Source organism: Acetobacter sp. JWB, assembly GCF_003323795.1.
GTDB classification, from domain to species: Bacteria; Pseudomonadota; Alphaproteobacteria; order Acetobacterales; family Acetobacteraceae; genus Acetobacter; species Acetobacter oryzifermentans.
The window spans coordinates 96,068-117,164 of the sequence record NZ_CP030872.1 but is presented as its reverse complement, the minus strand read 5'-3'; the positions used below and the strand labels follow the sequence as shown (position 1 = coordinate 117,164).

24 protein-coding genes, 1 pseudogene and 1 other annotated feature are annotated in these 21,097 nt (G+C 50.7%); of the genes and pseudogenes, 13 read left to right on the top strand and 12 right to left on the bottom strand.

Translation table 11 applies throughout. The annotated features are described in order from the left end of the window. Positions 1–60 precede the first annotated feature (60 nt). Positions 61–591 (bottom strand): DUF2946 family protein, encoded by a 531-nt coding sequence (locus tag DS739_RS13855; RefSeq protein ID WP_006117545.1) that lies wholly within the window; start codon positions 589–591, stop codon positions 61–63. Positions 592–919: 328 nt separating this feature from the next. Between DS739_RS13855 and DS739_RS13845 the strand changes: the two genes are divergently transcribed. Together DS739_RS13845 and DS739_RS13840 are read left to right on the top strand one after the other, a co-directional pair. Beyond that, positions 920–1,912 (top strand): TonB family protein, encoded by a 993-nt coding sequence (locus DS739_RS13845; RefSeq protein WP_039892090.1) that lies wholly within the window; start codon positions 920–922, stop codon positions 1,910–1,912. 243 nt (positions 1,913–2,155) lie between these two features. Beyond that, a pseudogene (locus tag DS739_RS13840) lies at positions 2,156–2,824 on the top strand (IS5/IS1182 family transposase); the annotation flags it as partial. A 27-nt stretch (positions 2,825–2,851) separates the two neighbouring features. Here DS739_RS13840 and DS739_RS13835 read toward each other — a convergent pair. Next, positions 2,852–4,062 (bottom strand): IS3 family transposase gene (locus DS739_RS13835; protein WP_088364821.1). Its coding sequence is split into 2 segments (ribosomal slippage): positions 2,852–3,777 and positions 3,777–4,062, totalling 1,212 coding nucleotides; the frame shifts between segments, so codons are not numbered across the junction. After that, positions 3,668–3,784 (bottom strand) — a sequence feature (AL1L pseudoknot). Its footprint overlaps the gene before it by 117 nt. A 367-nt stretch (positions 4,063–4,429) precedes the next feature. Beyond that, positions 4,430–4,882 carry an Rrf2 family transcriptional regulator gene (locus DS739_RS13830; protein ID WP_026019419.1) on the bottom strand — a complete coding sequence of 151 codons (453 nt, stop codon included), beginning with the start codon at positions 4,880–4,882 and terminating at the stop codon, positions 4,430–4,432. A gap of 88 nt (positions 4,883–4,970) precedes the next feature. On the opposite strand from DS739_RS13830, the gene DS739_RS13825 reads away from it, so the two are divergent. The 5 genes from DS739_RS13825 to DS739_RS13805 all read left to right on the top strand — a co-directional run bounded on the left by DS739_RS13825 (position 4,971) and on the right by DS739_RS13805 (position 9,795). Next, positions 4,971–6,287 (top strand): globin domain-containing protein, encoded by a 1,317-nt coding sequence (locus tag DS739_RS13825; protein WP_006117537.1) that lies wholly within the window; start codon positions 4,971–4,973, stop codon positions 6,285–6,287. Between the two features lie 91 nt (positions 6,288–6,378). Beyond that, the gene (locus DS739_RS14230) at positions 6,379–8,703 is read left to right on the top strand and encodes a nitric-oxide reductase large subunit (RefSeq protein WP_006117536.1); all 2,325 of its coding nucleotides are present in this window, start codon (positions 6,379–6,381) and stop codon (positions 8,701–8,703) included. A gap of 6 nt (positions 8,704–8,709) precedes the next feature. Further along, complete coding sequence (locus DS739_RS13815; protein WP_010512344.1) at positions 8,710–9,075, top strand: DUF488 domain-containing protein; 366 nt, start codon at positions 8,710–8,712, stop codon at positions 9,073–9,075. Positions 9,076–9,136: 61 nt separating this feature from the next. Then, the gene (locus DS739_RS13810) at positions 9,137–9,526 is read left to right on the top strand and encodes a PAS domain-containing protein (RefSeq protein WP_006115869.1); all 390 of its coding nucleotides are present in this window, start codon (positions 9,137–9,139) and stop codon (positions 9,524–9,526) included. Next, positions 9,523–9,795, top strand: a complete 273-nt coding sequence (locus tag DS739_RS13805) for a DUF1971 domain-containing protein (protein ID WP_006115868.1) — start codon at positions 9,523–9,525, stop codon at positions 9,793–9,795. Before DS739_RS13810 ends, DS739_RS13805 begins: the two co-directional genes overlap by 4 nt. Positions 9,796–9,808: 13 nt before the next feature. On the opposite strand, the gene DS739_RS13800 is transcribed toward DS739_RS13805, so the two are convergent. After that, entirely contained in the window at positions 9,809–10,024 is a 216-nt protein-coding gene (locus DS739_RS13800; RefSeq protein WP_010512346.1) for a DUF2945 domain-containing protein, read from the bottom strand. Positions 10,025–10,059: 35 nt separating this feature from the next. Here DS739_RS13800 and DS739_RS13795 point away from each other — a divergent pair, with 35 nt between their 5' ends. Together DS739_RS13795 and DS739_RS13790 are read left to right on the top strand one after the other, a co-directional pair. Beyond that, complete coding sequence (locus tag DS739_RS13795; protein WP_006115867.1) at positions 10,060–10,638, top strand: DUF488 family protein; 579 nt, start codon at positions 10,060–10,062, stop codon at positions 10,636–10,638. Positions 10,639–10,836: 198 nt separating this feature from the next. Continuing rightward, positions 10,837–11,301: a helix-turn-helix domain-containing protein gene (locus tag DS739_RS13790; RefSeq protein ID WP_082823244.1), complete on the top strand. Its 465-nt coding sequence runs from the start codon at positions 10,837–10,839 to the stop codon at positions 11,299–11,301. A gap of 33 nt (positions 11,302–11,334) precedes the next feature. On the opposite strand, the gene DS739_RS13785 is transcribed toward DS739_RS13790, so the two are convergent. The 5 genes from DS739_RS13785 to DS739_RS13760 all read right to left on the bottom strand — a co-directional run bounded on the left by DS739_RS13785 (position 11,335) and on the right by DS739_RS13760 (position 15,402). Further along, the gene (locus DS739_RS13785; RefSeq protein ID WP_006115571.1) at positions 11,335–11,973 is read right to left on the bottom strand and encodes an HPP family protein; all 639 of its coding nucleotides are present in this window, start codon (positions 11,971–11,973) and stop codon (positions 11,335–11,337) included. A 318-nt stretch (positions 11,974–12,291) separates the two neighbouring features. After that, entirely contained in the window at positions 12,292–13,251 is a 960-nt protein-coding gene (locus DS739_RS13780; RefSeq protein WP_035350857.1) for an IS481 family transposase, read from the bottom strand. A 231-nt stretch (positions 13,252–13,482) separates the two neighbouring features. Continuing rightward, entirely contained in the window at positions 13,483–14,526 is a 1,044-nt protein-coding gene (locus tag DS739_RS13770) for a winged helix-turn-helix domain-containing protein (RefSeq protein WP_039891567.1), read from the bottom strand. Next, positions 14,526–15,017, bottom strand: a complete 492-nt coding sequence (locus DS739_RS13765; RefSeq protein WP_006115566.1) for a hypothetical protein — start codon at positions 15,015–15,017, stop codon at positions 14,526–14,528. The genes DS739_RS13770 and DS739_RS13765 overlap by 1 nt, the downstream gene beginning before the upstream one ends. Beyond that, positions 14,983–15,402, bottom strand: a complete 420-nt coding sequence (locus tag DS739_RS13760) for a nucleotidyltransferase domain-containing protein (protein WP_006115565.1) — start codon at positions 15,400–15,402, stop codon at positions 14,983–14,985. The genes DS739_RS13765 and DS739_RS13760 overlap by 35 nt, the downstream gene beginning before the upstream one ends. Positions 15,403–15,838: 436 nt before the next feature. Between DS739_RS13760 and DS739_RS13755 the strand changes: the two genes are divergently transcribed. Beyond that, the gene (locus DS739_RS13755; RefSeq protein WP_006115564.1) at positions 15,839–16,918 is read left to right on the top strand and encodes an IS5 family transposase; all 1,080 of its coding nucleotides are present in this window, start codon (positions 15,839–15,841) and stop codon (positions 16,916–16,918) included. Between the two features lie 230 nt (positions 16,919–17,148). Here DS739_RS13755 and DS739_RS13750 read toward each other — a convergent pair whose 3' ends face one another. The 3 genes from DS739_RS13750 to DS739_RS13740 form a co-directional block, all read right to left on the bottom strand. Beyond that, positions 17,149–17,364 carry a WGR domain-containing protein gene (locus tag DS739_RS13750; RefSeq protein ID WP_309298869.1) on the bottom strand — a complete coding sequence of 72 codons (216 nt, stop codon included), beginning with the start codon at positions 17,362–17,364 and terminating at the stop codon, positions 17,149–17,151. Between the two features lie 81 nt (positions 17,365–17,445). Beyond that, positions 17,446–17,724: an HU family DNA-binding protein gene (locus tag DS739_RS13745; RefSeq protein ID WP_006115563.1), complete on the bottom strand. Its 279-nt coding sequence runs from the start codon at positions 17,722–17,724 to the stop codon at positions 17,446–17,448. Between the two features lie 95 nt (positions 17,725–17,819). Further along, complete coding sequence (locus tag DS739_RS13740; protein ID WP_006115562.1) at positions 17,820–18,530, bottom strand: BRO family protein; 711 nt, start codon at positions 18,528–18,530, stop codon at positions 17,820–17,822. 310 nt (positions 18,531–18,840) lie between these two features. On the opposite strand from DS739_RS13740, the gene DS739_RS13735 reads away from it, so the two are divergent. From DS739_RS13735 to DS739_RS13725, 3 genes are all read left to right on the top strand, one after another. Next, the gene (locus tag DS739_RS13735) at positions 18,841–19,629 is read left to right on the top strand and encodes a hypothetical protein (protein WP_006115561.1); all 789 of its coding nucleotides are present in this window, start codon (positions 18,841–18,843) and stop codon (positions 19,627–19,629) included. A 116-nt stretch (positions 19,630–19,745) separates the two neighbouring features. Continuing rightward, the gene (locus DS739_RS13730; protein WP_039891563.1) at positions 19,746–20,594 is read left to right on the top strand and encodes a hypothetical protein; all 849 of its coding nucleotides are present in this window, start codon (positions 19,746–19,748) and stop codon (positions 20,592–20,594) included. A gap of 2 nt (positions 20,595–20,596) precedes the next feature. Then, positions 20,597–21,061, top strand: a complete 465-nt coding sequence (locus DS739_RS13725; RefSeq protein ID WP_039891560.1) for a hypothetical protein — start codon at positions 20,597–20,599, stop codon at positions 21,059–21,061. Positions 21,062–21,097 lie beyond the last annotated feature (36 nt).

Genomic DNA, 21,097 nt, shown 5'->3' with positions numbered 1-21,097 from the left:
ACAAAGCGTACAGAACTCTTTTCCGGTTATGGGGCCGGAAAGGCGTGAAGAGGCTTTGGTTCAGGCAGGAGGCCCACATGAGGGGGGCAGACCAAGCAAAACGCTCGGCGGTGCGCGTGGGGTGGAGGCATGACTGCCACGCCGCATCCACCGCAGAACGGGTGGGGGCACCAGCATTACGGCCATGGGAAGCGCCGCTGGTAGCGAGAGCAGCGGACAGAGTGGACACCCATCCGCCCTATGGTGATGGCCGGAATGCGACTGGGTGGATTTACCCGCCATGGCCGCAGCCATGTGGTGGGCACGACCTACCGCACTTTCTGGTGAGGTAAGGCCCGAACCCTTCTGCCTTGTGTGAGACGATGTAGAGCCAGAGAACACTGCACCAGCGGGCGTTGCATCCAAAACGTCATCGGGGACGGAGAGGGAAGCGGCAATATCCATGCCCAGAAGGCGGACTATGGTGGTGCGGGGCAGTTCATCCGGTTGCGCAAAGCTCTGAAGGGCAAGCAGGCCGAGAAAGCCCACCAGTGTCACCACCACCAGCGGCCATTTCAGCAGTGTATGCAAAGAGTGGGAGGGGCGAGCCATCAGAGCAGCCTGAACTCCTGTCTGTGCGGGCCATGGTAGGATGGCCCAAAAATGGGGTGGGGCTTTGCTTTATTTGTCTATTGGGGGCTTTGTGTCAAACGTGTGACTGCCGCGAAAGTAATCTTTCTGATTGAAGGCAACGGCCAGAGGTATAAAACTACGGAAAAAGCCCACACAGACCACGCAGAAAACGGGCGGAAAACAGGCAGGCACGCGTGTAAGGCGGCATGAGTGGCAAGGAGTCGCAGCCGTTTGGGCGCTTGGGTGTATCTGCCTTGCGTTGTGGGTATGGGCGGTTCAGGACCAAAGGACAAAGGAACGCGGACGGGTGAAACCGCACGGCAGACTGGGGCAGGATGACGGTGCATTAACGCCAGACGTGCGTGCGCCGGAAATCTGTCCTCCTCTGGCACCGCCGGAGGGGGCCGTGTTCTCTGCTCGCCAGAGCCGGACCAGCCGGGTGTGGAGTCTGGCTCTTCTGGCGGCAGTGGCGGGGCACGGGGTGATTACAGCCTGCCTGCTGGTGACATTGCACCCCAGACATCCGCCTGAAGCACCGGGGCAGAAAGCTGTGGAGATGGTGTTTGAATCTCCGGCCAGCAGGCCCGCCAGCACCGCGAACCCCGCTTCTGTGACCCCGCCGCAGGAACCGCAATCTGTTCCCGCTCCATCTCCTGAGCAAGCAGAACCGCTCAGTGTGCCTCCTGCGGCTAACCTCACTCATGCCGCGCAGCCCCCTGAGATGACGCTGCCAGATGAGGCGCTTGCCTCCCCGCTGGAAGCGCCAGTCACGCCAGCGGATGCACCACCCGTACCGCCCATGACCGATATCTTGCCGCCTGCGAGTGTGCCCGCGCCTGTTGCCGCGCAGAAGGCCGCTTCCGCACATGAGCACCGGCCTTCGGCTCCGTCTTCTCCAATGCTCCACAAGGCGGCTGTGCCACCTCCACCCAAGGCCAGTCCGACTTCGCATTCTCCAGAGGGAGCGACACCTCCTGCGGCTCAGGGCTCTGCTGCTGTGCAATCGGCGGCGGCATCGGTGGCGCATGTGGCCAAAGGGAGCGGGGCGCGCACGCTTACCTGCACCCCACCGCAGACGCATTATCCCCCCATGGCCCGGCATCTGCACGAAGAAGGAGAAGGCGTGGTGGAGGTCACTCTGGCAGCAGACGGGGGTATTGCCGCCACCCGACTGGTACAGAGTACCGGCTATGATGATCTGGATGCACAGGCGCTGGCCGCTGCCCGTGGGTTGCACTGTGCCGCACCGGCGTCCGCCCCCATGGTGGGGCGGATTCCGGTGGGGTTTCATATTCGTTAGCGTAGAAAATAAAGTTTTTTTACTGCTATGTGCCGTGTTTGATACATTGAGCCCCCATCCCTGTGCAGTATAATGCCCCCGATTTCGATCAGGGGCGGCAGGCTCATGGTGTACACATTCTCATACGCGCAGCGGCATCAGTATGCAGACGCATATAACAAGATGGAGGGTTCGAAAAACCCTTTGTCTCTGAGCTGTTCTGTGTGATTCCATTTCTTCGGCGTTGATTGGGGATGGTGGAAGATGAAGCAGCCTGGTTTCTTTGATGTTGAAGAGCGCCTTGCTCGGCTGAGCGGGCTTGGCGATCAGCTGGAGGCCTTTTCCCGGACTGTGGATTTTGAGGTGTTCCGCCCTGATCTGGAGCTGGCTCTGGCCTATTCGGACGGAAGTAAAGGCGGACGTCCGCCGTTTGATCCGGTGCTGATGTTCAAAATTCTGGTCATCCAGACGTTGAACAATTTGTCTGATGAACGGACAGAGTATCTGATCAACAACCGCCTGTCGTTCATGCGCTTTCTGGGATTGGGGCTGTCGGACCGCGTGCCGGATGCCAAAACGGTCTGGCTGTTTCGTGAGCGTTTGACACAGGCGGGTGCCATTGAAAGGCTGTTTGACCGATTTGACGCGACCCTGCGGAACGCCGGTTATCTCCCGATGTCCGGCCAGATCCTGGATGCAACACTGGTGGCTGCTCCAAAGCAGCGCAATACGAACGCTGAGAAAGCGGATCTCCGGGCAGGACGTATTCCAGAAGACTGGCAGGACAAGCCCGCAAAGATGTCGCATAAGGATCGTCATGCACGATGGACACTTAAGTTCACGAAGGCGAAGCGGCAGGACGATGGAACCATACCGTCGAGCGATCTCGCCATCCCGTTCTTTGGCTACAAATCCCACGTTGAATTGCCCCGGGTTTTGTGGAGACGTTTTTTATCTGATTTAAGCGGCTAATGCATGTGATTTCTGTTGTGCATAAAAGCGTGCCTCAGCTTCTGCTGGCGGGATGTTTCCAATGGAGGACAGGAGCCGCCGATTATTGAACCAGTCGACCCATTTAAGTGTTGCCAGTTCAACAGCTTCCCTGTTTTTCCATGGCCCCTGCCGATAGATGAGTTCGGTTTTGTAAAGTCCGTTAATGGTCTCTGCCAAGGCGTTATCATAGGAATCCCCAACACTGCCGACAGAAGCAACGAGCCCCGCTTCAGCCAGTCTTTGCGTGTAGCGAATGGACACATATTGACAGCCGCGGTCGGAATGGTGGGTCACTTTTCCCTCAGGCTGCCTCTGGCACAGAGCCTGCTCAAGGGCATCCAGTACGAAGTCGGTATGAGCCGTTGAGGAGACACGCCAACCCACAATAACCCGTGCAAAGACGTCAATGATGAAGGCCACATAAACAAAGCCCTGCCAAGTGGAAACATACGTGAAATCCGAAACCCACAGTCTGTTGGGGGCAGGAGCATGAAACTGGCGCTGCACCAGATCCTGCGGACACGGACGTTGCGGATCAGGCCGTGTGGTTCTGACCCCCTTGCCACGAATGACGCCTTTCAGCCCCATCCGGCGCATCAGCCGCTCTACCGTGCAGCGGGCGACATCCACGCCTTCACGTTTGAGCTGATGCCAGACCTTGCGCGCTCCATAGACGCAGAAATTATTATTCCACACTCTACGGATGTCATCGCACAGTTCTTTGTCTTTCTGGCTGCGCACACACGGATTTTTCTGTCTGGCAACAGTTGCATAATAGGCAGATGGTGCAATCGACAGAACCCTGCAGATTGACCCGACAACATATGTCTGCCGGTGCTCCTCAATGAAGCGTGTCATGGCTTGAAGATGCGGTCGAGCTCCGCCTGGGCAAAATATGCCGACGCCTTACGCAGGATTTCATTGGCCTGCCGCAATTCGCGGTTCTCTCGCTCCAGTTGCCTGATCTTCTCTCGATCAGGCAGGTCACTCACCGCAGGCGCATTGGCACGTTCATGCAGACGGGTCCATTTTGACAGCGTGTCAGGATGAATATCCAGCTTTGGCGCTATCATCATCACCGCGGACCACCGCGAAGGATGGTTCTTCTCTTCCTCCAGAACCATGCGGGCTGCACGTTCACGAAACTCAGGCGGAAAACGCTTCGATTTGGTGCTCATGAATCCTTCTTACCTCTCGGGTCGTTCTGTCTCCACAAAACCCGGGGCAATTCAGTATGTGAAGTCAAATACTGCCTGTCGATCATGTTCAGACAGATTTGTCTCATAATTTATCAGCCAATTGTCTGTATTACGAACACTTGTGATCAGTTCGGTCGCTGAAGGTAGTTTATCAACTACAGTTTTTGAATAAACGTGTTTCGTTTTCGTTAGATGTGCGCGGAAAATCTCGTCGACAATATTGATATGTGCTAACCAGAACAGGATTGTTTCGACGATTTCCTGATCACCTGACTTTTCTGCATTCATAAGACATGTAATCAGATTTTCATCCATCCACTTTTTGTATTCCATTAATCCTGACATATTAATCCTTTGTTTCATTTCTGATGAGTCGTTCACATTCAAACGGAGTAATCATATCGGCCAGAGTGTAGCGGTCGAGAACGGACATCATCGCCTGCATTGTTTCTGACAGAACCCCTCGGAGTCGACATGAGGGCATAAGAATACACGTGCCCTCTCTTTCACAAGTTTTGTGGCTGAGGCAATCAAGCAAGCTCATGTCTTCTTCCATATAACTTACGACTGCACCGATACGTATCGTTTCGGCCAACCTTCCCAAACGGATACCACCATTGCGACCACGCAGGGTTTCAATAAAACCACCTTTACCCAGACGATGAATCACTTTGACCATGTGAGTTTCAGAAATCCTGTAGGTCTCAGCGATCTCCCGAATGGAAGACAGTCGATCAGTTCGACTACCCAGGAAGATCAGTGCACGGAGCGCATAATCGGTCTGCAAATTAAGTTTCATACCTACAGCATGCATCTACTTGACAGATTTTCCAAGATGTCTGACACAAAAGGTGTATGGACTATGAACCTTAAAGGATCGAATCACAATGTCCGCCCCACTCGACGAAAAAACACGCGCTCTCGTTGTTGCGACAGTTCCAGCTCTCAAAGCGCACGGTCTTGCGATTACGGAAGAAATGTACAAGCGTCTTCTGTCGCACCCCGAAATTCGAGATCTCTTTAATCTCTCCCATCAGCGGGATCTGGAGCAGCCCAAAGCACTGGCGCTGGCTGTTCTCGCGTATGCCGAGCATATCAATGATCTTGGAAAGCTGGGCGGCATGGTCGAGCGCATTGCCGAAAAGCATGTTGGCCTGAACATTTTGCCTGAGCATTATCCTTTCGTTGCAGACGCGTTGATCGGTGCTATCAAGCACGTTCTCGGCGATGCGGCGACTCCGGAAATTATTGATGCATGGGGTAAAGCTTACTGGTTTCTGGCAGATGTCCTGATCGGTCGAGAAAAACAGATCTATGACGAGCACGAACATGCTCCTGGAGGCTGGAAGGGGTGGCGTGAATTCACGGTCCGAGCACGGCACAAAGAAACGCCTTTCATCACTTCGTTTGATCTGGTTCCAGTCGATGGAAAGCCGCTTTTTCATCATAAGGCCGGCCAATATCTGAGCTTCAAACTTGATATTCCGGGTCACGGGTCACAACGACGTAATTACAGTATTTCTTCAGCACCTGGGGCCGACCATTACCGTATTACTGTCAAGCGTCATGATCAGGGGGTAGTCTCAACGTGGCTTCACGACAGTGTGCAGGTCGGTGACATTCTTCAGGCCGCTAATCCAGCGGGTGATTTTTTTCTGGATGAAGCCAGTCATGCCCCGGTCGTTCTTCTGGCGGCAGGCGTTGGTCTCACGCCGCTGATCTCTATGATTGAAGATCTTGTCGCAACACATTCTGGTCGTAAAATACATTATGTTCTGGGAGCCGACACAGTTGATCTGGCAGCGTTTGTGCCTTTTGTGACGTCTCTGGCGACTGCAGGAAAACTGACAGCTGAGTTCTTTTTTGCAAAGGGTAATGTTCCTGCGGGAAACCTTCCAGGACAGCCTGTTGCGCAATCCAATGTTGCTTCATCAGGATGGCTGCATAGAACACTCAGTCATTTGACAGGTAGCAAGGGAACAATACCAGAAGCTGTCTCTTCTGCGGGTATTACGGTTCATTCAGGTCATATTACACAAGATTGGCTGCGCAAAAACCTTGATCACGCAGCGACCTATTACATCTGTGGCCCGGATTCTTTCATGCGCGACATGATTGAAACTTTGCGTAACGAGCAGTTGTCAGGCTCTCAGATCCGCTATGAGATTTTTGGCTCCGCATCTGATCCGGCTCTGGTGATCTGAAACCTGTCAGACGACCTTCTCAGAAAGGAGGAGGTCGTCCGGTCGCTTTTTTTCTGTTTTCTTAAAGTTTTAGCCAGAAAGTCCGTTCAGGATGTCCAAGACGGCATTAGTCAATCGTGCTGACAGGGATCCTGTCAGCACTGTCCTGAAGTGGGTTTTACTTGTTGTCGGGTTTGCTACCGCGATGCTGCTGTTCTGGACAACACTCAGGACATATCAGGGTGTTCCACCTCAGCCTCAGAGATTTGTTTCCCGGTCCGGGGATGTCATCATGACTGCAGATGACATTATCGCTGGTAAAGGCGGGTTCCAGAAAGCAGACCTGATGGATTATGGCAGTCTGTATGGTATGGGCTCGTATTATGGAGAAGATTACACAGCATCCTTACTAAAAAATATTGCGCTTTCAACACGGGAAAATTATGCACACGATGTCGGAGAGAGGACCTTTTCCCATCTGTCTCCGGAAAAGCAGACGGTTGCGACAACCCATATGCGTGAGGATCTTCGTGGCATCGATCTGACACAAGACACGGTTGTGTTACCCGATGCCGTATCCCACGCTTTTGTAAAAATACGTGATGAAACAGCGGCGTCGTTTCTTAGGACAGACCGCTCTTCCGGCTGGAATGCGACACAGGCTCTCACGCCAGCGCTTGCGTTAAAAACAGCCGATTTTCTCATGTATTCAGCTTTGACGACTGTGGCGCATCGCCCTGGCAAGACCTATTCATGGACGCAGAACTGGCCGTATGAACCGTTGGTTGGGAATACACCAACGGGGGCCACATTTATATGGACGTGGGCGAGTTTTGGCTTTGTTTTTCTCGCATTTGGTGTCGTTCTGTTTATCTATGAATACTGGCTTGATGATGCTGATACTAGTTTACGCGAGTGTATTCTGGTTCCTGCACGTCCATTAACATCGAGTCAGAGAAAAATATGGAAATATTTTCTGCTGGTTTCGGCCTTGATACTTATACAAATACTTGTTGGCTCGATCATGGCTCACATGTATTACGACCGGTCTAGCTTTTATGGTTTTGATGTCAATCGTTACATCCCGTTCAGTTTTATGCGTGATGTACATATTCAGGCACCTATAGTCTGGATTGGCCTGTCGTGGATTGGAGCTGCCCTGTTCCTTTCCCCGGTCATCGCCGGAGGCGAAGAAGCACGAGGTCAGGGATGGCTTGTCGATGCTCTATTCTGGGTTACGGCATTTGTTGTGGTTGGCGGTCTCGTCGGAGACTATCTCGGTATTATGGGAGCGATAGATACAAACTGGTTTTGGTTCGGCAATCAGGGGCTCTCTTACATCCAACTTGGTCGGTTCTGGCAGATTGGTTTCTTTGCAGGTTTAATCGTGTGGAGTGCGCTTGTCATGCGCGCTCTCTGGCCAACAGTGCCTGGCTGGATAGATGCTGCTCGTGATTTCTGGACAGGTCGTATCCGGCTTGAACACCTGATCTGGGCCTCAACAGTAAATATTGCCCTGTTGTACGTCTGTGGAATGGTGCCTCTGACAGGAATCGAGAAATCTTTTACACTGGCTGATTTCTGGAGGTGGTGGGTCGTTCATCTGTGGGTTGAGCAATCGTTTGAGTTTTTTGCTGCAACCATGACGGCATGGACTCTTATGGCAACGGGGCTGGTGTCACGAAAGCTGGCCGAGCGCGGAATGTATTTTGAAGTCATTCTCGTCTTTCTTGGTGGGGTGATTGGTACTGGACACCATTTATATTGGGCAGGAGAGCCCAGTATCTGGATCCCATTTGGAACAATGTTTTCGTTTATTGAGGTACTTCCACTGGTTCTGCTCATCATGGAGGGTATTCATCATTATCGCCTGATCAATGCTCACGGAGATTTCCAGTATCGCGTTGGCTATATGTACATTATTGGCGCTGCTTTCTGGAATTTTGTTGGTGCGGGCGTTTATGGAGGAGGTATCCTGAATGCGCCATTGGTCAACTATTATGAACATGGTACATTTTTAACGTTAAATCATGCACATGCATCTTTGTTTGGCGCCTTTGGTGAACTGGCAATTGGTCTGATTTACTTCTGTCTGCGCTATATCCATGCCGGTGAGAAAACGTTTTCTGAGCGACCAGGGATCTTGGCATTCTGGCTATACAATGCAGGTCTCATTCTCTGGACTGTTCTGAATTTCTTCCCCGTTGGCTGGTCGCAGCTCCTGGCTGTTTACGAGCATGGTTACGCTTATGCACGGAGTGCTGCATTCTATGATACGACATTGTTCTGGCAATGGATGCGCCTGCCTGGTGATGTTGTCTTTGCAGGTGGTGCTTTGGTCATGAGTGGTGATTTTATCATCAAATTGTATCCGCTTTACCCGCTATGGACACAAAGACTTTTTAGGAGTGTGTCTCTGGACACCAAAAAGGATTAGTCTCTCATGAAATCTCGACACGACGTTCGGATAAAACGAGTTTACGATCTGCCTTCGGAAATAGATGGCGTTCGTGTTCTTGTGGATCGATTGTGGCCTCGAGGGTTGCACAAATCAGATGTTAAAATGGATTATTGGTTAAAGAATGCTGCTCCAAGCTCCGATCTTCGACACTGGTTTGATCATGACCCGGCTCACTGGGATGAATTCAAACTCAGGTATCGTCATGAGCTTTCTGAAGGAAATTCCGACATCAAAAAACTTGAGAACCTTATGAAAAAAGGGAGGATCACTCTTCTTTATGCTGCGCATGATCCGCTTCATAATCACGCTCTTGTTCTCCAGAAATTTCTGGATGAGCAGGACATATAGGTATTGACGCTAACGTATAAAAAGTATTCATCCGTTATCACGTTTTTAGGAATTATGTTCCATGCCGAATTTAAGTTTTGCTGAAACAGATCAAAAGAATTCTCCCATTATTTGTGACGATGCGATTGTCCGGGTCCATCGCTCAGGCATCATCGAGTTGTGGGATGACAACGCAGTTCAGATGTTTGGTTTTGCGGCGGAGGAAGCTATTGGGAAGTCACTTGATCTGATTATACCGGAAAAATTACGTGAACGGCACTGGAAAGGTTGGTCTTATGTCGTGGAGCAGGGAGTAACAGGTTTTAATTCAGATCGTACACTCACCGTGCCGGCTTTAAGACGGAATGGTTCGCAGATTGTTGTTATATTCAATATGGATATCATAAGAAACCATAGTGGAAATATCGATGCGATAAAGGTTGTTTTTCGTGATATCAGGAAGCAGCCATGAAACCGTATCGTATTACGTCGGAGTTCAATGAGATAACTCTTCCCGCAGGTCTGCGTCAGCGTCATGCCACGAAGGCTGGCGTATGGGCAGTTATCCGTATTCTGGAAGGAACTGCGACGCTCGTGTACGTTGACACTGGAGAAGTCAGGCATCTGACACCTTGTGAACCAGGCCTTATCAAACCGGAGCAGACGCATTACCTAAAATTATCTGGTTTGGTCCGGCTAAAACTGGAGTTTTACGATTCTGATCCAGTTCATTCTTTGTGAAGTATATGAACACTTACATCTGTAGCTGTAGGGCCGACCCTTTGTGAAATGCTATATGCCCAGTTTTCTGGCTGACAATCTCGTATTGAGGTTCCTGGCCTGACGCATGATGATGATACCCATTGACGAGAAATGGTGATGTGTGAATTTTCGTAATTTTACCTGTGACATAACCGGCTTCAGAGTTCCATGAAACAATGTCGCCAATTCTGAAGGTTTGTGAAGACATGGTAATTTTCCTTATGCAACCGAAGACACTGTAAAATGACCAAGGTTAAATGTAAGACGATTTATACGATTGGTCACTCTACGCATTCCCTTGACGAGTTTATAACACTTATTTGTCATTATCATATTACATTCGTGGCGGATGTTCGTGCGTTTCCGTATTCCAGGCGTAATCGGGATTACAATGGTAATGTCCTGTCTGAAGCGCTTGGGAAAGTAAACGTTATTTATCGTCATTTTCCGGAGTTAGGCGGGAGACGTCCGCGGTCTAGAACCGTTGCACCTACGATTAATGCATTCTGGCGTGTGCAAAGTTTTCATAATTATGCCGACTATGCTTTAAGCGATGAATTTCAGAAAGGTCTAGCAACTTTAATCGAAGCGAGCCGATATGAAACGGTTGTTTTAATGTGCGCAGAGGTTCTTTGGTGGCGGTGTCATCGGCGCATTATTTCAGATTATCTTCTTTCTAAAGGTTTGACGGTGATCCATATCCTGTCGTTGACGAACACGCAGGAAGGCGTTCTTACGCCTGGTGCTGTTGTCGAACCAACAGGTTGTTTAACGTATCCTCTTCCAGAGTCCGTATGTGTCCAAAATGATGAGAAGTCATAATAAAAATCAGAATATTCCATCGGAACCTGAAGAAATGTTCAGCGCTCTGAGACTCTTTGATGGTGTTTCAAAGCGTGAAAAACGCGTTCTTTTGTCATCTGTGAAAAAAACGATAAACCAAAAAATTTGTGGATTGTGTTTGATGGCATCATACACTTAAGGAGTCCGCATCCAGAAAAGAAAGAAAATATCACTGTTATGAGTATGATAACCGGTGACTTTCTTCTTCCTGCAGCGGTCGTAACACGACAACCTTATCTTCTGGAAGCTTATTGTGCCTCAGCAGCGACGATGCTTCAGATTGATGCAAATATTATAGACGTATTGTGTTCTTTTCATTCATCGTTCGCGCGTATTATGCTGGAATATGTTGCAAAACAATTTAGGAATAACATCAATCAGACGAGTTGTTATTATCATTGTAGTGGTTCACAGCGTTTGTTCTGTTATCTCGTGAAACTTTCCATTATACAGGACAATCGAAAAAAAGTCGTACTTCCGCATAGCAAATCTTTGGTGGCAGCCGAGCTTCGCATGACACCTGAAAATTTATCCCGTATTATAACACGGTTTCGTGGTGAAATTTTAGAAGTAAACGGTTCGGAAATAGTGATTTTAAATTATGCTCAGTTAATTAGTCTTTGCGGGCACATTAGGGCTTAATGATGGAAAGAAAAAATATAGAATAAAAATATATTATTTTAAGTCGCATTTATTTTTATCAATGATAGCTAATAATTGTTCAATGTCACCGGGCTCGACATCAAGCGTATCGGGCATTGATTGCAACGCATTGTAAATATCTTCCCGTGTAAAGTAATTTTGAATTACTGTGGAAGCTTCGACGTCCTGAGGACGATGTGGATACGTATGACCGGTAATCCGATGATAAGCAATAGCGGCGATGGTCAAAGCGACAGCATTCAGGCCGACTGGCACAAAAGGAAATAAGAAACCAGTCGTGAGATCATGATTGCCAGGATGGAGGAGCGTTGCTGTGAGTGCCGATGCGCCACCCGGAGGATGAAGTGATTTTGAGGCGTTCATTGCAGCGATTGCGAGCCCTACTGAAAGAGCACAGGCGATGAGAAGTGGTACATCGGGAATAAGTGAAACTATGACGCCAATCGTTGCTGAAAGAACATTTCCTAAAATCACAGCTCGAGGTGTTGCTAAAGGACTGGCTGGAACACCGAATGCAAGGACGGCCGATGCACCCATAGGTGCAACAATGGCGGCACTTTCAATTGGCATTAAGATAAACCCAGCAGAATAAGATGCTATTATACCGACAAACCCGCCAATAGAAGCACGTAATGAAATAAAACGACTCATATTGTGTCCACTACTTTGTTTAAATCAAGATAACATGCAGAATACTCTGGTGTTCAAAAAAGTAAATACAATACATCTTTTGATTGCGGGATTTCATCGATTCATATGATCGACGCGGAAATCTCACGGAAGGGTTGTACATCGGGTCAGATTATGAAAAAGTCTGTTTTGTAGAAAAGATATTTTCATAAGCAATAAACGAACCCGATGCAGACAGAGTGTAGCGTGAACGCGTATGAATTTCCAGCCTCCTGTGGACGGCGTGTAGTAGCCCATTTTGATGGAGGTCGCATGAGTTCGGATGACGGTGTCATTCTGCTAGGTGTTTGGTCCCGGGGTTTGATGGGTTGGATTGATGATGAATCTTTCTGGCTCTGAAGTCCATATTTTGCAGACGTATTCGTAAGGCGTGAGGCCACTCAGCGTCTTGAGCCTTCGCCCGAAATTATAAGCTGCCATGAAGTCGTTGAGGTGTGTCCTCAACTGCTCATGACTGTCGTAATGGAAGCGTTTGACGGTTGCCTCTTTGATTGTCCGGTTCATCCGTTCAACCTGACCATTGGTCCAGGGATGATTGGGTTTCGTCAGACGATGTTCGATCCCGTGGGCTTCGCAGATCATGTCGAAGCGCATGGGACGCGACCAGGCCGTATTGCGATTACGGGGTTGGTCAGCGAACTGGATCCCATTGTCGGTCAGGATGGTGTGGATCCGGTAAGGGATGATGCTCAGGAGATGTTCGAGGAATTCCCAGGCCGTCTTCCGATCAGCTTTCTCGACCAGTTGTGTGACAGCGAATTTGCTTGTCCGGTCAATGGCAACGAAGAGGTACAGCTTGCCTTCAGCGGTCTGGACTTCCGCTATGTCGAGATGAAAGAACCCGATCGGGTAGCGTTTGAAGCGCTGGCGTTTGGCTTTGTCCCCCTCCATGTCCGGCAGTCGTGAAATCCCGTGACGCTGAAGGCAGCGATGCAGGGCCGAGCGTGTCAGATAGGGAATGCTGGCCTGCAGGGCATAAAGGCAGTCATCCAGCGGCAGCAACGTATGCCGGCGAAAGGCCACGATCATCGCTTCGTCCGTCTCGGACAGGACCGTTGAGCGCGGCTCTTTAGGACCTGTCTTCTGATCTTCGACACTCTGTCGCTTCCGCCATTTAGCCACTGTCTTCGGGTTGATCCCGAACTCCTCGCTCAGCGCCGCGAGCGAAGCCTGCGATCGCTGTATTGCTGCTCGCACGGCGTGCGTGGTCGTGGCGCTCCCATGACGTATCTGTCCCATAATGCTTCCTTCCACTCTCGTGAAAATATCACACCATCAAACCCCGGGACTAAACACCTAGATTTGCGTGAGGATCAGCGAGCAGGGCATGGAATGAGTGCCGAACAGACACAATCTCCTGAATCGTGGTTCGATCGGGCCAGTCAGAAACTGTCTGCGTCAGAAGGAACGGCCCCGCAATCAAATGGGCCAAAATCGCGAGGCCCACAGATTGGATAGAACACTCTGTGCCTAATCAGCACGATAGCGGCGTATGATGCGTTCTGCGTTCTCTATCGCACGCTCCAGCTCCTCATAATTTATGGGTGCAAACGTGGGCACTGGTCCTGGGGGCCGGATGTCCACGTCCTCCTCTGGAGGAGTGGTCTCCTGACTTTCGCTTTTTTTCGGCCGCCCGCGTTTCCTGCCAGGTAGGGGTCTTTTGGGAGGGCGCACGATCTCGCGGAGTGGTTCAAGTTCTTTCAGGGCGAATAATCGCCTTGCGGTGCGATGCGTGACTTCAACAATCAGACCATCTGACAGAAATCGTTCCAGATAGATGTAAGCCGCTTTTAGAGATAACCCCAGTTCGTCCGAGAGGCGCGTTGCAGATATCAGTGGGTATGCGGCAAGGATATCTATGACCTTATCGGCACGCGATGTGCTTCTCTGGGCACCTGATTGCATGCGTGCGTGACGCCAGCTTCGTTCGAGTTTACGCGTACGGTTTTCTACGGCCGTCATTTCATCATACAGACAGTTGAGGAAGCACGGGATCCATTCTGATGGTTCCCAAGGTGCATCCGCTATAAAAGCTCTGGCGCCAACAAGGGGAAGCGGAAAATGAAGGATATCCGTACGTCGCCAATGTCGGATCAAGGCTGCGCGCATCGGGGCACGGGCATGACCAGTTTCTACCCAGGCATGAAATGCAGTAGCAGCGCCAAGAAGAGGGCCTGATGCCTTGCTGTGTTCAGAAAGCCACCCCAGGGCGCTCTCTATCGCGTTGCGTTGTGCTTCATCTGGCTTAACGAGCCATTGGTATTGTGCAAAAGCAGCATGTGCCGCATCAACAGAGGACCCCCGCTCAAAGACATCAGAGCCGAGAGGTACCACTCTCAAGCCCTCAAGTTCGGCGGCAAGTCGCCAGGGATCTATGAGGTGGCCATCGACAGCTGCACAGGCACGTGAGGCTTCAAGCCGTTCCCGAAAGAGGATGGCTGGGAGAAGAGGGTGATGACGGAGATGCTGATCAATGCGACCGAATGCAATTGCCGTCTGGGTAAGAGCAATCATCAACGAGGCGGATCAATCACTCCAGCCATGGAGTTATATTCTCCAGTATCAACTGTAACATCGAAATGCATTTTAGCAGTTTCAAGGAGACGGGATGTCGCTGTTAACCAGCCCTCAACATCTGCCTGGGGTGGGGCTTTGGGAATCCTGCCGCCAGGTGTCGCATACCGGTAAGTGGTGGCATATCCTGTTAATACTTCTAGTGGACGAAATTCCGGCTTCCATGGATTTTCATCAGGCATGGTATCAAGTATCGCGCCTAATTGATGTTGTTGATGCCGGTTAATATGTAGTCCTTCGGCTGTCATCGTTGCGATCAAGAGCGCCTCAACCGCATAAAAGAGTTGATTGACTGCATTTCGGCTGCGTGCCTCAAGAAGTGTTTTTGCATCATGAAGGTAACAGCTTGCCAACCATATCTGCGCGCCGATTTTTTTCGCAATGGGATCAGACTTTTCAGGCAACGCGAACACCTTCACGATGTAAGACATACGACAAAGTATTCGGCACGTTGATTGCTGAACGGACTTCAATATCGCGTTCAGCGACAACATCAGCAATCAACCCGGCGCTTCGCCCAATAGACCAGGTCGTAACGGGATTAAGATCATTATCAGTGGCCGTATTGGGGAGGACGAGGAAAATGTCCCAGTCGCTATCTGGCCGGTTTGTCCCATTGGCGCGGCTACCGAAAATCCAGACCTGTTTGGCCTTGAGTTGTTTTTTCGCGAGTGCGACAAGGGTCTTCAGCTTTGGTTCGCCAGCAAGCAGGTCATGCGCACGCTGATTGTTATGCCTTCTGCGCTCTACGGCGTTTGCTTGAATTTCTCCAGAAAGGGCACGTTCTCGTTTCTCGCCGATAATCATGGTTTGCATCTTGAATATCCGCTCAGTGTTCTAGTGTGCTTTAGGTTCTTTACCACATATTGCAGAAAGACGTCAGGTCTCTCAATTCTAAAATGGAGAGCAATTTCATTTTATTCTATTTAAAGTAATCTAAATTGTTTTTACATTCAAACCGTGTCTTGTCCTACAAATCCTTTTCCTACGTCTTAATCTACCTGCGATAATATCAATATCCCGCTAAACCATTATGAAGATGCGCTAAACAAACAGGAATAACGGGATATGCGTGCATTGATGATGCGGTATTAATCTGTCTGTTTTTGTTTGGAAATCTCGCCAAGGTGCTCAAGGATTGCCAGCAAAATGCGCGGTGCACCACGATAACCTGGAGGGTTCGAAAAACCCTTTGTCTCTGAGCTGTTCTGTGTGATTCCATTTCTTCGGCGTTGATTGGGGATGGTGGAAGATGAAGCAGCCTGGTTTCTTTGATGTTGAAGAGCGCCTTGCTCGGCTGAGCGGGCTTGGCGATCAGCTGGAGGCCTTTTCCCGGACTGTGGATTTTGAGGTGTTCCGCCCTGATCTGGAGCTGGCTCTAGCCTATTCGGACGGAAGTAAAGGCGGACGTCCGCCGTTTGATCCGGTGCTGATGTTCAAAATTCTGGTCATCCAGACGTTGAACAATTTGTCTGATGAACGGACAGAGTATCTGATCAACAACCGCCTGTCGTTCATGCGCTTTCTGGGATTGGGGCTGTCGGACCGCGTGCCGGATGCCAAAACGGTCTGGCTGTTTCGTGAGCGTTTGACACAGGCGGGTGCCATTGAAAGGCTGTTTGACCGATTTGACGCGACCCTGCGGAACGCCGGTTATCTCCCGATGTCCGGCCAGATCCTGGATGCAACACTGGTGGCTGCTCCAAAGCAGCGCAATACGAACGCTGAGAAAGCGGATCTCCGGGCAGGACGTATTCCAGAAGACTGGCAGGACAAGCCCGCAAAGATGTCGCATAAGGATCGTCATGCACGATGGACACTTAAGTTCACGAAGGCGAAGCGGCAGGACGATGGAACCATACCGTCGAGCGATCTCGCCATCCCGTTCTTTGGCTACAAATCCCACGTCTCCATCGACCGGAAGTTTCGGTTCATCCGAAAATGGAAGACGACGGATGCCGCCGCCAGTGATGGTGCGCGATTGAGAGAGGGGCTGTTAGATAAAACCAATACGGCCTCAAGCGTTTGGGCTGATACAGCTTATCGCTCGAAAGCGAATGAGGACTTCATGGACAAAGAGGGTTTTGTCTCAAAGGTTCACAGAAAAAAGCCGCATCTCAAGCCTATGCCCCGACATATCCAGAAATCGAATGCTGGAAAGTCCGTGATCCGATCACGCGTCGAGCACGTCTTTGCCGACCAGAAATCACAGACGGGGTTGTTCATCCGAACTGTCGGTATCACCCGGGCCACCATGAGGATCGGGCTGGCCAATATCGTCTACAACATGCGCCGCTTCCTCTTCCTCGAAAGGTTGAACGCGAGCGCGTAGTCATCCAGCGGGACGGCAGTCCCCGATCTGCTCAAAACGCAGATCAAAAGCTACCCCAAAAACCGTCAATCAAATCGCCAAAAGCCTGAAATCACGAGCCAAGCGCATCAACCAACGATTCTTCGATCCCTCCATGTATGCAGCCACAACACTTCGACGCATCTGGTTATAACCTGCAACTTATGAGCCAAACTCTAATTGGAAGAGACTTAACCAGATGAGAAGAACACTCAAGACCGCACGATATAACCGCGTTTGAGCTTCTTACGAAACAAAACAGCCAGTTGATTGGCCGCAGCTCCCGCATCTGGGAACAGATCAAGCCTAACCCTTCCGGGGGTCCCTATTCTGCCCCATCGCCGGATAAGCGCTGCTCCCCCAAACAGATCCGGTTGAACAGAGAGGTCATAATAGCGCCACGTGTTGCGAGGGGGAAATATGCGCACCAGAGAGACCGCGTCCGGAAAAAGAGAAAGCTGCTGAAATGCTCCGTCCCCCAGCGCCGGCTCACAGTTACCACAAATAGTCTATTCCACCCTCAGAGCATCCTTGACGGCCTTTGCGGGTGTATAGGCGAGTTTACGAGATGCAGGGATCACCAGCTCAGCACCCGTTTGCGGGTTGCGACCTTTACGCTCCGCCGTCTGACGCACCACAAATTTGCCAAATCCTGCAATAGTTGTGTCATCGCCTTTGACCGCAGCTTCAGTAATCGCAGCAAAAACTGTTTCCAAAGCCGTTTTGGCATCCTTCTTCTGAATGTCCGTTGCAGCAACAATACGTTCAATCAAGTCCTGGCTGTTCATCTTAATATCCCAACATAAGAAATTATGGATTGGAAGGTAGTAGATTTAACATCCCAACTACAAGAGCTTCCCTTCCAATCCCTCAATGATGAAACTTATGATCTTTCTGGTGATGCAGACGTTACCGGCTCAAAATAGGGGCCAGTCCCAAACTTATCATCGAGTAGTCTCATAACTGCGGACAAACGACACATATACTGGCGCATTTGATCAGACCGTTCACTATTCTGCCCAAGAGCAAACCAACTAATTTGCACGAGCTTCACCAGATGAATGAGTTCCAGAATATCCAGATCATAGGACCACGGGCGTTTTGCTTCACTTAACGCTCTTTCGACAGAAAATTTGCCGTTCATGCGTGTCACCAGGTGGCGTGTTGCTTGATAGATATCACCCTCTTTCAGCTCCGCCAGAAGACGTAGATCTTCCTGCGTGAGACCAGCCGATCGAAGGTCAACGTCATCTTGACCTTTATCAGGCCGATATTCTCCAGTGCGGCGTATCTGGGGCAGAACTTCTTCCGTGACCCAGCGGCGGAACCTCTTAGCTACGGGTTTTCTGGAAGCAAACGTGAGATAATAGAGTCCACTTTCGCTCACAGCCACGACTTTCTGCGGCCCGCCAGCAGTCGGAATCGTAACAAGTCGTTTTTCATTCTCGTCGAGTTTTTCCAACGCACTCCGATGGCGCTGAATTTCCAGCACGTCACAGACTGCACGTCCAAGCAGCCATGGCCGGCCATCACACTCGACCCATTCGAGTTCATGTCCTTCGAACGTCATTGCTGTATTTGATATCGGGGTCATCTTTTAATCCTCGCGAAATCTGATTACGCAGTCAACATCCCCCTCCATCATGCGACGAACCACGAAAAAATCACTCCTATCCCTCATCCAGATGCGAAGTCCCGTCTCACAAAGGGAGCCCTCACTAATGCCTCTTTTTCCAGCTTGCCCAATCCTGGCGGCGTAGCCGCCGCACTGAGGGTGCAATGGTGTATGAAGACCCTGAAATATGTGTGGTCAAAGTGTGGACAGATCATAGGTCAGAGTGAGGTCGAAAGTGAGGTCAATGCAGGGGCAGATCGATAGTCAGTGCTAGGTCTAGATAAGATCCATGTGGGGACTCTTCCTTGTAAAAAGCTTTCTCGTCGCATCATCGCAGGCAATTCTCCCCGACAAGGAGCAGAACAACGTGTCAAAAGGTATAGAAAAACTCAGAGCCCGAACGATGAAACAACATGCATCCTGCCGGGCTGGTAAACTCTATCGATGGTTATTCGAGCACCACGAAACGATCCGCCAGGCGAGAGATGACAACATTGGTTGGGAGGAAATAGCTGACGCAGCCCGAGCTGACGGGATCTCAATCGTATCGGATCGTCCTGGGCGCAAACTCATTCAATGGAAATGGAAACGTGTCTGTTTGGCGCTTGGCAAGCTCACTCAACCAAGGAGCAATAATGACGTCAGCGACCGAGTTGCTGACAGACCCATCATGCCCAGCAGACTGCCTGCTGACTGGAAACCGGAATTCGTTGAAATACCGCAACCTGTCTCCCAACCTGCTCAGGGAAGGCCGCAAAGCTCCTCTCTAACGGTCAAAACCGAGACGATGCCTGCAGGAACTTCCATGACGATGGAGCAAAAAATAGACAAAGCCCGTTTCACCCTCGGTCAGGCCAAGTTCGATCTCACGATGGCCAAAGAACAGGTCAGGCTGAACGACAGTCAGGGTGCTCCCATGCTTGCAAAGGAAGGGGAAGCAAAACTCCCTGGGCTGCGGGAGATCATAAAACAAAGACGGGCCATTTATGATCGTCTGCTCGCGGGTGAGGATGTTCCTGAGGAAGAACTGGAATTCAAGTCGCCTCGCGAGAGAGAAGAAGAACAATATTCTGACTGAGCAGGATTTTTCATTTTTTTTCCAGAAATCCTATCTGGTCGCATGATGACACGATGAAATCCTTCTGAACGGCACCCTCATGATTGCGCGGTGCCACAGCAGAAAAGGATGCTTCAATGACTGCAACCAAAACGGATCCAGCCCAGACCCAACCTGCCAAGTCGGCCCGCACCAAACCCCCTGTGCTCCTGACCGCAGTTGGTCGGCAACGCACTGGCAAAACCGTTTTTCTCAACGCCCTGACAGAAACCGTCATGCGCCAGGGCGGCGATGTGGAGGTCTGGAACACGGACCACCTGAATGTCTCCCACTCCATCTCGCACTTCCATCCCAATGCAAAGAAACCCGCTACTGGCAATCTCAAGGAACAGAAATCATGGCTGGAACAGCAGATCGAAGGCATGGTGAAGCGCCAGAAGGACGTGATACTGGATATCGGCGGCGGCTGGACGGCCTTCCACGAAATCATCAATAGCACCCCTCTTGTACCACAACTGACCAAGCTGGGGATCAAGGTTGTCGTGGTATACATGCTCGGCACTGAACTAGCCGATGCTGACTACCTGCAGGATCTTCAGGAGAAACGGCGCTTCCTGCCCGGCCACAGCATCATAGTGATGAACCGTGGCTTGCTGCCGCTGGGTTACACAAACAACAGCCACTTCGACAAAATCCGTCAGACACAGGCTGTCATGAACGCCACGGTTGATAAATCCGATGAGGATGGCGGGATCTACTTCCTTCCTGAACTGGATGGGATGGACGAAATCACGGATCGTCGGCTGTCCTATGCGGATTTCATTGATGACAAGAATGTCGCGGGACATCCTCCCAGCGGTCTTTTCGATCGGATGCGGGCCGAAGTCTGGTTCTATCGCTCTTTCCCGGAGTTTCTGGCGCAAATTGATCCCAGTCTTCTTCCCGACATGCCCAAAGGTCTACCCGTTCCGAGAGACTTCGAGTGACCATGAGCCTGCCAAACGACAAGCAGACCGAGAATGCGCCAACTCCGGCACAGGCTATTGAGGAGCTGAAGCACGCGCTTCAGCACTTCACTGTCAGACCGGAGACACCCAACGGGCGTTTCTTTCTGGCAATTCTTGCTGTTCTGGAAGCACAAAACCGGACGCTCGATGCGATGCCCCGGAGCCTGAATGAGGCTCTTGTACTGCTTCAGGCGGAGCGTCGTTCCATCGAACTGACGTTGCAGGATGGCGTTGATGCCGCGAAGGCACTGAGCCAGATCAACGAACGAATGGTTGAACAGCGCATTCTGGACGTGGTCAGCAGGGTTTTTCAGTCTCTGGAACCCGAGATCGGGCGGCGGGCAAAACTGATCGGTGACCGGTATCAATGGCGTTCCACTGGCCTCATCATCTTCTGGGCCATGTTGCTGGTCGTCATCGGTTTCGTGCTTGGTCGGCTTCCATGAAAGTGTGACCATAATGGACACACCTGCCCTGCCCGC